The organism is Streptomyces sp. NPDC007157 (assembly GCF_040634235.1).
Taxonomy (GTDB): Bacteria; Actinomycetota; Actinomycetes; order Streptomycetales; family Streptomycetaceae; genus Streptomyces.
Window position 1 is genome coordinate 264,986 of record NZ_JBEYFE010000012.1, and the last position, 13,148, is coordinate 278,133.

At 73.1% G+C, this 13,148-nt stretch carries 10 protein-coding genes; 6 read left to right on the plus strand and 4 right to left on the minus strand.

Going from position 1 to position 13,148, the window contains the following annotated elements:
* Nucleotides 1-22 precede the first annotated feature (22 nt).
* Together ABZ642_RS23330 and ABZ642_RS23335 are read right to left on the minus strand one after the other, a co-directional pair.
* Nucleotides 23-901, minus strand: coding sequence for an alpha/beta hydrolase (locus ABZ642_RS23330; protein ID WP_360487236.1), 879 nt, complete (start codon nucleotides 899-901; stop codon nucleotides 23-25).
* A gap of 609 nt (nucleotides 902-1,510) precedes the next feature.
* Nucleotides 1,511-2,842 carry an alpha/beta hydrolase-fold protein gene (locus ABZ642_RS23335; RefSeq protein ID WP_360487239.1) on the minus strand — a complete coding sequence of 444 codons (1,332 nt, stop codon included), beginning with the start codon at nucleotides 2,840-2,842 and terminating at the stop codon, nucleotides 1,511-1,513.
* Nucleotides 2,843-3,017: 175 nt separating this feature from the next.
* Between ABZ642_RS23335 and ABZ642_RS23340 the strand changes: the two genes are divergently transcribed.
* Both ABZ642_RS23340 and ABZ642_RS23345 read left to right on the plus strand, forming a co-directional pair.
* On the plus strand, nucleotides 3,018-5,903 hold the full coding sequence (locus ABZ642_RS23340; protein WP_360487242.1) for an AAA family ATPase: 2,886 nt from the start codon (nucleotides 3,018-3,020) through the stop codon (nucleotides 5,901-5,903).
* A gap of 133 nt (nucleotides 5,904-6,036) precedes the next feature.
* Nucleotides 6,037-7,662 carry a S53 family peptidase gene (locus tag ABZ642_RS23345; protein ID WP_360487245.1) on the plus strand — a complete coding sequence of 542 codons (1,626 nt, stop codon included), beginning with the start codon at nucleotides 6,037-6,039 and terminating at the stop codon, nucleotides 7,660-7,662.
* A 159-nt stretch (nucleotides 7,663-7,821) separates the two neighbouring features.
* Here the strand turns inward: ABZ642_RS23345 and ABZ642_RS23350 are convergent, their stop codons facing one another.
* Nucleotides 7,822-8,613, minus strand: coding sequence for a hypothetical protein (locus ABZ642_RS23350; protein ID WP_360487248.1), 792 nt, complete (start codon nucleotides 8,611-8,613; stop codon nucleotides 7,822-7,824).
* A 326-nt stretch (nucleotides 8,614-8,939) separates the two neighbouring features.
* On the opposite strand from ABZ642_RS23350, the gene ABZ642_RS23355 reads away from it, so the two are divergent.
* The 4 genes from ABZ642_RS23355 to ABZ642_RS23370 are packed head-to-tail and all read left to right on the plus strand — an operon-like array spanning nucleotide 8,940 to nucleotide 11,947.
* Entirely contained in the window at nucleotides 8,940-10,289 is a 1,350-nt protein-coding gene (locus tag ABZ642_RS23355; RefSeq protein WP_360487251.1) for a GH25 family lysozyme, read from the plus strand.
* A gap of 34 nt (nucleotides 10,290-10,323) precedes the next feature.
* Entirely contained in the window at nucleotides 10,324-10,719 is a 396-nt protein-coding gene (locus tag ABZ642_RS23360) for a hypothetical protein (RefSeq protein ID WP_360487254.1), read from the plus strand.
* Between the two features lie 37 nt (nucleotides 10,720-10,756).
* Entirely contained in the window at nucleotides 10,757-11,173 is a 417-nt protein-coding gene (locus ABZ642_RS23365; RefSeq protein ID WP_360487257.1) for a hypothetical protein, read from the plus strand.
* Nucleotides 11,174-11,197: 24 nt separating this feature from the next.
* The gene (locus ABZ642_RS23370) at nucleotides 11,198-11,947 is read left to right on the plus strand and encodes a D-Ala-D-Ala carboxypeptidase family metallohydrolase (protein ID WP_360487260.1); all 750 of its coding nucleotides are present in this window, start codon (nucleotides 11,198-11,200) and stop codon (nucleotides 11,945-11,947) included.
* A 69-nt stretch (nucleotides 11,948-12,016) separates the two neighbouring features.
* Here the strand turns inward: ABZ642_RS23370 and ABZ642_RS23375 are convergent, their stop codons facing one another.
* Nucleotides 12,017-13,114, minus strand: a complete 1,098-nt coding sequence (locus ABZ642_RS23375; RefSeq protein ID WP_360487262.1) for a helix-turn-helix domain-containing protein — start codon at nucleotides 13,112-13,114, stop codon at nucleotides 12,017-12,019.
* Nucleotides 13,115-13,148 lie beyond the last annotated feature (34 nt).

Consider the following 13,148-nt stretch of genomic DNA (forward strand, 5'->3'; position numbering starts at 1 on the left):
GCACGCCGTCGGCGGCGTGCCGTCAGCCCCTCGGCGTCCCCGCCAGCAGCCAGTCCAGGACGTCGGGCAGAGCGCGCAGCGACGCGAAGTGCGCCGCCTTCGGCTCCAGGACGGCCTTGGCGCGCGGGATGCGTGCGGCCAGCCAGGAGAAGTGCGAGGCGGGCGAGAACACGTCCTTCGCGCCGTGCCACAGCAGCACCGGCACCCCGATGTGCGCCGGGTCGAAGCCCCACGGGCTGGTCAGCGCGAACGCGTCGTCGATCCAGCCGTACGGCGAGGTGCGCAGTGCCTCGTGGTAGGTGCGCAGCAGCATCGACCGGATGCTGGTGTCGGAGACGATCAGCCGGTCCTCCTCGGTCAGGTCCGCGCGCAGGTCCTCCAGCATCTGCGCCGGGTTGCTGCGGATGACGGCCGAGCGCGGGATGATCCGGGCCGCGTACCGCTCCGGGTCGGTGAAGGCGGTGTGGAACTCCAGGACGTTGAACGGTGCCATCCCGGCGAACCAGTCGAGCCCCTCGGCGTCCCGCGGCGCGAGTCCCACCAGGGCGGCCGCCCGGGTCACCCGGCCCGGCAGCAGTGCCGCGCAGGCGAGGGCGTGCGGTCCGCCGCCGGAGCGGCCGGCCACCGCGAACCGGCCCAGTCCGAGGGCGTCCGCCACGGCCGCCACATCCTCGACGGCGTCCACGACCCGCCGCCCCGGCCGGCGGTCCGAGCCGCCGTACCCCGGCCGGTCGAAGCTGATGAGCCGGGCGCCGTGCTGGTACAGGAACATCGGCCGGGGCCGCGGGCCCACCCGGCTGCCGGGCATGCCGTGCAGGAGGAACACCGGTCGCCCCCGGGGATCCCCCGAGACCTCCACCCGCAACCGCCGTCCGTTCGCCGTCCGCACCAGGTCAGGCACCGCCGCGTCCCCCTCCCGCGCCCGTGGCCGAGGCCGTGGCCGGGACCACGTTGCACGACAATTGCCCACCGGGCCGGACTGCGAAACGAACGTGCAGGTCAACCGGTATGAATCCGGGGCGCCTTGCCGGTGGCGAAGTGCCGGCGGTGGGGAGGCACCCGGCGTCGAGGACGGAGGCGACGGAGGCGACGAAGGGATCCGGCGGCGGCAGCCGGGTGGCCGACGCATTCTGGACGACGGGCCCGGACGGCACGTCGGTCATGGCAACGGCACCTCGTGCGGTGCCGGCGGGTCGGTCACGGTGCCTCCCTGCTGCCGGTGCGTGCGGCCGCCCCCGTGCACGCCGACCACGAACCGTCCCGCCGGGAAGGCGGCGTCCTAGTACGGCAGGATCCGCCCGGAAGGCGTCCTGCGGTCGATTTCCTGTCCTCGGGGAGCGGGCCGACGAACAACGCGCACGCGGATCCGACCGTCCATGACGCCCTCCTCTTGCCGAGCCCTGACCGGGCCTGCCGTCCGGTAGGAGGGCCATGCCCAGCGACCGGCACCTCCAAGCCTCATGAGCGCCGCGAGTTGGCAAACCGCCTTGCCCGGTGGCCCGGCCGTCCGTCAGCGGCGCGCCGTGGCGGTGGAGCTGGGTTCCGTGCCCTCCGCGCGGAGCGAGCCGCGGCCGGGGGTGGGGGTGGGGGTGGGGGTGGGGGTGGGGGTCGGCCGGGGTGTGCCCGCGGCCTCGGTCGCCCGCTTCGCGGGGTGCCGGGGTACGACGTCCTGCGGGAAGGTCAGCTGGCCGTTCATCCACTTCAGGGCGGCGGGCATCTCCCGTACCCAGGTGGGGAAGTTGTGGCTGCCGTTCTCGGGGAGGATCGAGACGACCCGCATGGGCGCCCTGACGGCCTTGATGAACGCCTCGGTCTCCGCGTAGCCCTTCTCGCCGTGCTTGCTGTTGGCGACCAGGACCGAGACCTGGGGGACGGGCAGGTGCTTCAGCCGCCACATCAGGTCGTGGCCGTCGACCCGCGCCTGGCGGCCCGGACCGCTGCCGAAGAGGTTGCCGGTGGTGGGGTCGTCCTTGACCTTGTAGTCCGGGGACAGGGCGGCGGCCGTGGTGTAGACGCCCGGGTCGCGCATCGTGAGCTGGAGGGCGCAACTGCCGCCCGAGGAGTACCCCATGACACCCCAGGAGCCGGCGTCGTGGCCGGCCCGGTAGCCGGACCTGATCGCCTCCGGCAGGTCCTTGGCCAGGAACGTCTCGGTCTGCGGTCCGCCGGGGACGTCCACGCACTCGGTGTCGCGCGGCGGGGCGATCGTGGGCCGGATCATCACCATGATCGTCGGCTGCATCTCGCCCTTGCCCTGCAGTTCCCCTGCGGTCTGCGAGACCCGCAGATGCTGGGCGAGGTTGAAGATGCTGCCCGGGTAGCCGCTGAGTGCGACGATCACCGGGAACCGCATGCGGTGGTACGCCTTCTGGAAGTACTGCGGCGGCAGATAGACGAAGGCCGGGTCGACCACGCCGGTGCGCCTGCCGATGATCTTGACGGACTCCACCCGGCCGACGGCCGCGGCCGGCCCGTCCGGCAGCCCGCTGACCCGGTTCAACTGCTGGTCGCCCGCGGGCTGGACGAGCGCGCCGTGGACACTGCTTATGCCGTTCACCGAGCCGCCGCCGATGCCGCCGGCCGCCTGCGTGACGCCGACGGGAGCGGTGTCGACGTCGCCGAACAGTTCGCCCCAGGAACCGAAGAACTGGTACGACGAGTTCAGTGCGCACGCGAACGCCGCGACGATCGTCACCTGGGTGACGCCGATGGCCGCCAGCCGCCCCAGCACCTGCCACAGCCCGGGCCTGGCGAAGCGCGGCCACAGCCAGACCAGCAGCGCCACGCACAGGGCGGCGAGCACCACCGTCGCGTATACGGTCGTTCGACTGGTCAAACCCATGTCGTTCAGTCCCTGACTTCCCTGCCCGCGCGTATGTCCTACGCACAGGAGGAGGGCGGAAGAGCCTTTCCCGTTCCGTAACGAGGGATTCAGGCAAAAGACATTGCCTGTTCCTTTATGTCGCATGGTGATCGATGTCATTGACAAGCCGATCATCGACGGTTGTCATGAACACATGCTTCCGACCGGGCGCCGTGCGCTGCTCGACGCCGCCCGAGCCCAGGCGGCGACCCGCCCCGGAGTGCTCCTCCACGGACCCGCCGGCATCGGCAGGTCCACGCTCGTGACGGCGCTCGCCGCGGCCCTGGCCGCCGACACCCCGGCCGCCACCGTACTGCACTGCGCGCCCGCCGAGGAGGAGACCCGGCTCCCCTTCGCGGGCCTGGTCGGCCTGTTCGCACGGGTCCCGGAGAGCTGCCTGGAGACCCTGCCGCCCGAGCTCAGGACAGCGCTGCGGGCAGCCCTGTTGCGCGGCCCGGAACCGGCGGACGACCGGGGCCGTCTCGCGGTGCGCGTCGCCGTCCTCGACGCGTTGCGCGCCCTGGCCGCCACCGGCCCCGTCCTGCTGGTCGTCGACGGTCTGCAGTGGCTGGACGAGCCGACCGCCGACGTCCTCGCCTTCGCCGTACGCCGTCTCGAAGGTCCCGGCATCCGGATGCTCGCCACCGAGCGGGTGGCCGACGGCGGACAGCCCGAAAGGCTGCGCTGCTGCCCGCCCGGCACCGTCGAACTCCCCGTGCCGCCCCTGACGGACGGCGAGACGGCCCGCCTCGTGCGCGCCGACCTCGGTACCGACCTGCCCCCGGCACTGCTGCGGGCGGTCCAGGAAACCGCCGCCGGAAACCCCTTGTACGCACAGGAGTTGGGGCGGGCCGCCCGGCACGCCCCGGCGGCGCTCGGCTTCGGCACACCCCCGCCCGTGCCCCCGAGGCTGCGCAACCTCCTCCTGGAACCGGCCCGTTCACTGCCGGAGTCGGTGCGGCTCACCCTCCTCGTCGCGAGCGCCGCCGCCCGCCCCACCCTGACCCTGCTGCGTGCCGCGGGAATCCCCGACCCCGCCGCGGACCTCGCGGAGGCCGAACGGCTCGGCATCGCGACGGCCGACGCCGAGGGGATCGTACGGTTCCGGCACCCCGTACTGCGGGCGGCCGTGCACGCCGACGCCCCCGAGCACGGCCGGCGGCAGGCACACGCGCGCCTCGCCCACGCGGCGGCCGAGCCCGTGCAGCGGGCCCGCCACCTCGCGCTCGCCCACCCGTACGAGGACGAGGCCACCGCCCGCACCCTGATGTCCGCGGCCGGGTCCGCCCGCGCCGACGGCTCCCCCGGCGCCGCCTTCGAACTGGCCGCCCTCGCCGCCCGCCGCACCCCCGCCGACCGCCCGGCGGAGCATGCCGAACGGCTGCTGGCCGCGGCCGAGTACGCGTGCGACGCCGGACGGCCCGAGGAGGCGGGCGAGGCCGCCGGGGCCGTCCTCGCCCGGTCGGACTCCGCGGCCCAGCGGGTGCGGGCCCGCCTGGTCCTGCTGCTCGGCGCCGGACAGGCGCTGGAGAGCGCCGGGGACCTGATCGCGGAAGGCCTCCGGGACGCGGCCGGCGACCCGCGCTCCGAGGCCCGGCTGCACCACTGGGCCGCCGTACGGGGGCTGCTGTGCGGGGAGTTGACGGAGGCGGCCCGGCAGGCCCGGCGGGCGGCGCGGCAGGCGGCCGCGGCGGGCGACACGGAGACCAGGATCGGGGCGCTCGCCACCCTCGCCCGGGTTCGGTCCCTGGCCGGGGAGCCGGTCGCCGCCGACGCCGCGCTCAAGGAGGCGCTCGCCCTGGTCGGCGGCGCCGACGGCGGCCCGGAGAGCCGGCGGCTGATCCGGATGCGGGCGATCCTCGCCCTGGACTCCGACCAGGTGACCGAGGCCCGCGACCAGGTCGTCCGGCTCCTCGCGGAGACCGGCGGGTCGGCCGGGGCCGAGGAGATGGTGGCGACCCTGGTGGCGCTGACCCGCATCCAGGTCCGCGCCGGGCACTGCCGGGAGGCGCTGCGCACCGCGGCCCGCTGCTCGCGCGCCATGGCCCAGGCGGCCCCGGCGCTGTACGCGGCGGCCCTCGCCGCGACCACCGGCGGCGCCGCCGACGAGGCCCGGCGACTGGCCGCACGGGCCGTCCAGGCGTCGGAGGCCGACGGCGACCGGCTGTTCCTGCTGCGCGCGCTGGCGGTGCTCGGGCAGGCCGAACTGCTCGGCGGCGATCCGCGCGGGGCGGCGGCCGCGGTCGAGGCGCTGGAGCGAGTGAAGGAGCTGGGCGAGGCGATGTGCGCCGCCGACCCGCCCCTGCTGCACTGGTACGCCGACCTGGCCGAGGCGCTGGTCGTCCTCGGCGAGACGGACGCGGCCGGCGCCGTGCTCCACGACGCCCACGCGCGGCTGCCGGACGCGGCGCCCGGCAGCGTACTGGCGGCGCTGGAGCGGGCGGCGGGCCTGCGCGAGGCGGGCCTTGGCCGGGCGAAGGAGGGGGCGGTACGGCTGCGCGGCGCCGTCGAACGCCTCCGTCACCTCCCGCTCCCCGTCGAGCTGGTACGCACCCTGATCGCGCTCGGCGCGGTCGAGCGCCGGGCCCGCCGCCGCAACGCCGCCCGCGAGGCGCTCGCCGAGGCACTGGAGACGGCGACCCGGATCGGCGCGGTCCCGCTCGCGTCCCGGGCCCGGGACGAGCTCGCCCGGCTGGCGGCCGGGGAGCGCGGTGGCGAGGCGGGCGCCGGCGGCCCCGAACTCACGCCCGCGGAGGCCAGGATCGCCGAACTGGTCGGCGGCGGGGCGACCAACAGGGAGGTCGCCGCGGAGCTGTTCATCAGTGTCAAGACGGTGGAAGGGGCGCTGTCGCGGGTCTACCGCAAGTTCGGCGTCCGCTCGCGCACCGCACTGGCGCACGCGATGGCGGTCGCCGTCCTCGCGTCCGGAGCGGCGGTGGACGCGATCGACGACGACCAACCCGGGCCCTCCGCCGCGAACATGACGATCAGTCAGCCTGCCCGCGTGCGCGTCCCCCGCGCGTTCGACACCCGCAATTAACACGCAACGCAAGGGTTACCCCGCTTATGGGGACAGGGCCGCAGTTCCTACGGTGATCCCGTTCCGCTCGCGGATTTCCGCTTACGGGGCGCACTCCCCACCCCCCACCCCCCACCCCCTCCGGAGGACTTCGGTGAAGTCACGCCTGAAACTGCTCGGTCTGGTCGCCGCGCCGGCCCTGGTCACGGCGGTCGTCCCCGCCGCCTACGCGTCCGACGCCCCGCACACGGCCCGCGCCGCCGTCGCCGGGGACGTCCTGCCCGGCCTCAAGCACAACGCCTCCCGCACCGGCAAGGTCGCCGCCGGCAAGCGGATATCGGTGGCGATCAGCCTGACTCCGCGCGGCGGAACGGCCCTCGACACCTTCGTGGCGAAGGTCAGCGACCCGCACTCGGCCTCGTACGGCCACTACCTGACGAAGCAGCAGTTCGCGGCCCGGTTCGGCCGGACCGACACCGAGGTGAAGAAGCTCCGGGACTACCTGCGCTCGCAGGGGGTCACCGTCGGCAAGGTGCACTCGGGCAACCTGCTGGTCGACGCCAGCGGCACCGCCGCCCAGCTGCAGAAGGCCTTCGGCACCGAGCTGTCGACGTGGAAGGACGCCGCCTCGGGCCGCTCCTTCTACGCCAACGACAGCGCGCCGACGCTGCCGTCCTCCCTCGCCTCCCTGGTCAGCGACGTGGCGGGCCTCAACAACCGCGTCCAGCTGCACCACCAGGCGACCCCGCACACCGTCTCCCCGCACGACGGCCCCGGCGGCGGCTACACCCCGGCCCAGCTCAAGGGCGGCTACAACGTCTCCAGCACCTACACCGGCAGCGGCCAGAAGATCGCGCTGCTGGAGTTCGACGGCTTCCAGCAGTCCAACATCACCAAGTACGACACCAACTACAGCCTCGGTTCGCCCACCCCGACCGTGTCCAAGGTGGACGGCGGTTCCGGCTCGCTCGGCGACGGCCAGGTCGAGGTCGAGCTGGACATCGAGGTCCTGCACGCGATCGCCCCGAAGGCCAACGTGACCGTGTTCGAGGGCCCCAACTCCGACGCCGGCGAGGTCGACACCTACCAGGCCATCGTCGACAGCGGCATCCCCACCACCTCGATCAGCTGGGGCGCCGCCGAGAGCGCCCGCACCACCTCCAACATCAACGCGGTGGACGCCGTCTTCAAGGCGGGCGCCGCCGAGGGCCTCGGCTTCTACGCGGCCTCCGGTGACGACGGCTCCGACGACGCGGGCGACGGCGGCACCTCCGTCGACTACCCGGCCAGCGACCCGTACGTCACGGGCGTCGGCGGCACCAAGCTGACCGTCACCTCGGCCAACGCCTTCAGCAAGGAGGTGGCCTGGTCGGGCGGCGGTGGCGGCAAGTCCTCCGTCTTCAAGATCCCGAGCTGGCAGACGGCCGTCCAGAAGAGCGCGGGCGGCGGCTACCGCCAGGTCCCGGACGTCTCGGCGCACGCCAACCCCAGCCCCGGCGTCTCCATCTACTCGCAGGGTTCGTGGTCCTCGGTCGGCGGCACCAGCGCGGCGGCCCCCGAGTGGGCGGCGTTCGCGGCCCTCTACAACCAGCGGGCAGCGGCGGCCGGCAAGGCCAACCTCGGCTTCGCCAACCCCGCCCTCTACGCGGCGAGCGGCACCGGCTTCCACGACATCACCAGTGGCAGCAACGGCGCCTACTCGGCGGCCTCCGGCTGGGACTTCACCACCGGCTGGGGCTCGTACAACGCCTCGACCCTGGCCACGAAGCTCCTCGGCTGACCCCACCTCCCGCACCGCCGGACACATCCGGCCCGGCCCCGGCCCCGAGTCCTGCCTTCGGACCCGGGGCCGGGTCTTTCGCGTTCCCGGGCTTCTCGGGCCTGCCGGGCCTCTCGGGCCTGCCGGGCCTCTCGACCCCCGTGGGCCGGCGGCGGGTCGTCACCTGACGTCGACGAAGTCGCCCGCGGCGGTGGCCGGGCCGGTGGTGGCGGTGCCGGTGAAGAGGAAGCGGAAGTAGCCGTCCGCCTTCGCCTCGGTGGTGGTCCTCAGCGCGCCGCCGCTGCCGCTGGTGACGGTCTTCAGGGTGGTGTACGTGGAGCTGCCCTTCTTGCGGAACTGCAGCCGTGCCGACTGCCCCTGGTAGCCGGTGTAGCCGCCGCTCTCCCAGTTGGCGCGGGTGAGCCTGCCGGTGACCGTGACGGTCCTGCCCTTCTTCACCGGCTCGGGCGAGGCGTTGACCGTCACCTTGGCCAGCCGCTGGAACCGGGCCGTGCCGGCGACGTCGGTCTCCGTCCAGTCGTCGCCGGTGTCCTGCGCCGCGGCTAGCACCTTCCAGGTGCCGGCGAGACCGTTGTGGCCGAAGTCCCGTGCGGCGTCGACGCCGAAGCTCACCTCGCAGGTGACGGTGGTGCGGTCGGCGGAGGCCGCGGCGCACGTACCCGCCGGCGGGTACAGCGGCAGGATGCCGTCGGCGTCGTCGGTGTTCGGACCGTGCCACAGGTAGGCCCAGGACGCGGCGACGCCGTCCGGGTCCGCGGCCGTCCAGCTGATCGTCACGGTCTTTCTGGTGGTCGGGCCGAGTACGACGTCCTTGCCGCCGTTGACGACGACGTTTGAGAACGTGGTGGTGCCGGACGCGGCCCGGTCCGCCGTCCGGGCGGTTGCCGGAGCCACCGACGCAAAAGAGCAGGCGGCAAGGGACAGCAGGACGACGACCGCACGCATACGCATGGAGTTCTCCCCTCGGGATCGGCGACCGCACCAGGCTCCGCACGGCGGGGCCTGACGACGGGTGATGCCGACTAGACACGTGAGGGCCGGTCCCGGTTGCCCCCTTTCCCCGGTCCGGCCGCGGCGGGCCGCGGTGTCCGCCCCGGGAGCCCCGTCCGAGCCACCGTGTCCCACGCGCATCCCAGCGGTGACCCGTCCCCGCAGATCACAGACGTGCGGCTGTCCCGGCGTCCCGGCCGTGGAGAAGGCGATCCGCTGCGGGACGAGCCCTGCCAGCCTGATCCGTGCCGGGACCTCCCGGCTACCAACCTGAGGGGGAACACCAGATGGGACAGAGGACGCTTCTGCGGGGTCTGACCCTCGCCGTGGCAGCGGTCCTGCCCCTGTACGGGCCGACGGCGGTACAGGCGGCGCAGTCCGCCGCGGCCGCCGCGGTCGCGGTCTGCGGGCACACGAGCGCACAACCCACGCTGCAGCGGGGATCGACGGGGGACCCGGCGGTCGAGGCTCAGTGCGAGCTCAATCTGGCGACGAAGCCGAGCCGGTACACGCCGATCGCCGCGGACGGCTCGTTCGGGCCGGCGACGGAGACGCGGGTCAAGGAGTTCCAGCGGTGCGCCGGGCTGGACGCGGACGGCGTGCTCGGCCCGCAGACCTGGGCGGCGCTGAACACCTGGGCCGCCCAGCCGCACACCTGCGCGACCCAGGGCACGTCGAGCACGGCGCAGACGGCCGTGTGCGGCCACACCGACACGCGGCCGACCCTGCAGAAGGGCGCGAAGGGCACCGAGGTCGAGGAGGTGCAGTGCCGGCTGAACCTGGCCATGGAGCCCTTCCACTACCCGCCGCTGACGATCGACGGCGACTTCGGGGGCGGCACCGAGGGCCGGGTCATCGAGTTCCAGCACTGCGCCAACCTCGGCGCCGACGGCGTCGTGGGCCCCAACACCTGGGCGAAGCTGGTGGACTGGGCCGGCCGCAACACGTACTGCACGCCGCCGCGCCCCGCCGGCTACCCGATCGACGGACTGGACACCGCCAAGTACCAGCACCCCGGCGGCGCGCCGATCGACTGGAAGGCCGTACGGGCCTCGGGTGTCGAGTTCGCGACGGTCAAGGCCACCCGGGGCCTGAACGTCACCGACGAATACCTCGCCACCGACCTGCCGGCGGCCAGGGCGGCGGGACTGGCCGTCGCGCCCTACCACTTCTACACGGGCACCGCGGCCGACACCGGTGCCGCACAGGCCGACCGGTTCATCGCCGCCGTGCGGGCCACCGGGTACACCGGGCAGCGGGCGGGCGACCTGCCGCCGGTGTTCGACCTGGAGCGCATGGACGACGGCACCGGACGCTGCCCCACCTACGGCACGGTGGCCGACGCCAAGGCCTGGCTCGACAAGGTGGAGGCCGCCTTCGGCCGCACCCCGATCATCTACACGCAGAAGTCCTTCCTGGACGACTGCCTGGGTTCGACCACCGCCTTCGCCCGGTATCCGCTGCAACTCGCCGACTACCGCCAGTCGATCACCCAGCCGCCGGTGCCGAACGGCTCGACGACCTGGGCGATGTGGCAGTACACCGACGCCGCGCTGTTCCCGGGCATCAAGGCACCGGCGACCGCGGACGTGTTCAACGGCACCCAGGCCGACCTCGACCGGCTGGCCAACCGCTGATCCCGGCCCTGCCGCCGTACCAAGGAGGACCCCCATGACCCCCCGGTTCGCTCGCGCGTCCCTCGTCGCGCTGTTCGTCACCCTGGGCCTCACCGCTCCCGCACCCGCGGCCTCGGCCGCCACCGCCACCGCCACCGCCACGAGTTGCTACGGCGGGGCCGTCACCGTGCGCTACGGGGACGTGCTCGACTTCGGCCCCTACTGGACCACCAGCCGCTGCATCGACATCAACATGCGGGTCACCGGCGGAACCGCGGACTACGTGAACGCCTGCGTGAAGTTCGCGAAGACCGGCGTCTGCAACCGCTGGACCAAGGTCGGGCGCAGCTGGACGACCATCGCCACCGACGTCCTGGACGGCACCAAGTTCACGGTGCCCAACGGCGTGCCCCTGGAGGGCGACGACGCCGTCCTGCAGATCGCCTTCTGACCTCTGCCCTCTCCCCTCACACGGAACGGAGACCACCATGATCCGGAGCAGGATCCTGCCCGCGGCTCTGATCACCGCGGCCGCCCTGCTGGGAGTGGGCGTCGCGCCCGCCTCCGCACAGTCCACGGCCGCCGCCACCAGCTGCTACGGCGGCGCGAAGACCCTGACGTACCACTACCAGGCGGCCGCCAAGGAGTACGGCACCTACACCACGTCCTCGCGGTGCAACGACATCAACCTACGGCTCATCACTGACGAGCCGGGCGTGTACCTGGACGCCTGCGTGGTGTTCACCGACCACACCACCAAGTGCAACAACGGCGACGCGTACACCACCCACGGTACCGAGTGGGGAACCGTCGCCACCGACGTCCTGGACGGCACCCACTTCATCCTGCGCGTGCACGCCTATGACATCGACGCACAGAACGTGACCTTCCAGATCGCCTACTGACCTCCTCTTACCGAAAGGACGACCATGACCTCCTCCTTCCGTCCCGTCGACCGCCGCACCATGCTGCGCGGCACGCTGGCCGCCGGTGCCGGCGTCGCCTTCGGCCAGTTGCTGTTCTCGGGCGTCGCACAGGCCTATTCGTGGTCGCGCACCCTGACCCAGGGCGCGACGGGTGCCGACGTGACCGAACTGCAGATCCGGATCGCGGGCTGGGCGGCGGACAGCGCCAGCCAGAGCCGGGTCGGCATAGACGGGGACTTCGGCCCCGGTACGGCGGCTGCCGTACGCCGGTTCCAGGCGGCGTACGGTCTCGGTGTCGACGCCGAGGTCGGCCCCAACACCCAGGCGAAGCTCAACTCGCTGGAGCAGTCGGACGGTTCCACGCTCCACTTCAACTTCAGCGAGTTCGTCAACCAGTCGGACGGCACCTTCAACGGCGGCAAGCTGAGCGCGTCGCAGGTGAAGGAGAACGTCCGCCGCTGCATGTACAAGCTGGAGGCGCTGCGCAAGAAGCTGGGCGACAAGCCGATCACGGTCAACTCCGGCTTCCGCAGCATCGCGCACAACGCCGAGATCGGCGGGGCCAGCGACAGCATGCACCTGTACGGCACGGCCGCCGACCTCGACGTGCCCGGCGTGGCCACCAAGACCGTCTACCAGAAGGCGGAGACCTGCGGGTTCTCCGGCCTGGAGACGTACACCGTCGACCACCAGCACGTCGACAGCAGGGCCGACCTGGGCCGCGCCTGGTGGTGGGAGAACGGCACGGTCTGACGCCGCGCTCGGGGGAGCGGAGCTCCGGGTACCGCCGCTTCGGTACCCGGAGCTCCGGGCTTCAGCGCCTCAGCGCTTGCTCTTCGGCTTGCTCTTGGGCGTGCTCTTCGGCGTGTTCTTCAGCGCCGCCTCGCAGGAGGGCCAGTCGTGGAAGTCGTGCCGGACGCTCCACAGCTGGTGCGCCGCCCTGATGTTCCAGTCCGGGTCGAACGCCCGCAGCGGGGTGCCGTGGAGGTCCTGCAGGCGGGCGTCGGAGATCTGGAACACGCCCCAGTTGCGGCTGCCGTTGGTGTTGGGCAGTACGTACAGCGGGTCGAGGAACGACGCGCAGCGGGCGACGGCGACGGCGGTGTCGGGATCCTCGACGAACACCTCACGGATCCGCTTCGCCACCTTCGCCGGCGGCCAGGTCGTCATGGTCACCTTCTGCCCGTAGAGCGCCTCCTTGGTGGCGTCGTCGACCACGTTGGTGGCCGGCAGGCCCGCCAGCACCTGGAACGCGGTCAGCCTGCGCAGGGTCTCCGGCCCGAAGTCGCCGTCGACGGCGAGCGTGCCCTTCGCCCGCGTCAACAGGGTCTGGACCTCGCGTACGCACTCGTCGTGCTGTCCCATGCTCACCGACTTGCACGCGGGTGAGTACAGCAGCTCGCCGCCGGTCGCCGGCGCGTCACCGGCGGAGCTTCCGACGGGCAGCCACACGAAGCCCGCCACCAGCACCACCGCGACCACGGCGGCCAGGATCGCGGAACGCGAGGACAGCCGCTCGGGCAACCGGGACCGCCGCGGCGTCGCGCTCTCCTCGGGGACGATCTCCGACGGGGTGACATCACCGGGCGCGGGGCTCGTCAGCACGGGCACGGCAGGATCGGCCCGCGGTTCGGCTTCCGGGTTCTCCTTGGCGGTCGTGACCGGTACGTCCCGGTCGGTGTCCGCCAGCGCCCACAACCGGTGCAGTTCGCGGAGCTCCTCCGCACTGGCGCCGCACACCTTGGCGAAGGCGTGCACGACCCGGTAGTCCGTCGGCACGCTGAGGCCGGAGCAGTACCGATGCAGGCTGGAACCACTGACGCCCGCCTCCTTGCCGAGGCGGTCGTAACCCCGGCCGCTGCGGTCCTTCAGCATCCGCAGGTGGGCGGCGAACTTGTCGGTCTGCGGAGAGGCAACCACACGTCCCCCCTTGCTCAAGCCTCTACTGACGGGT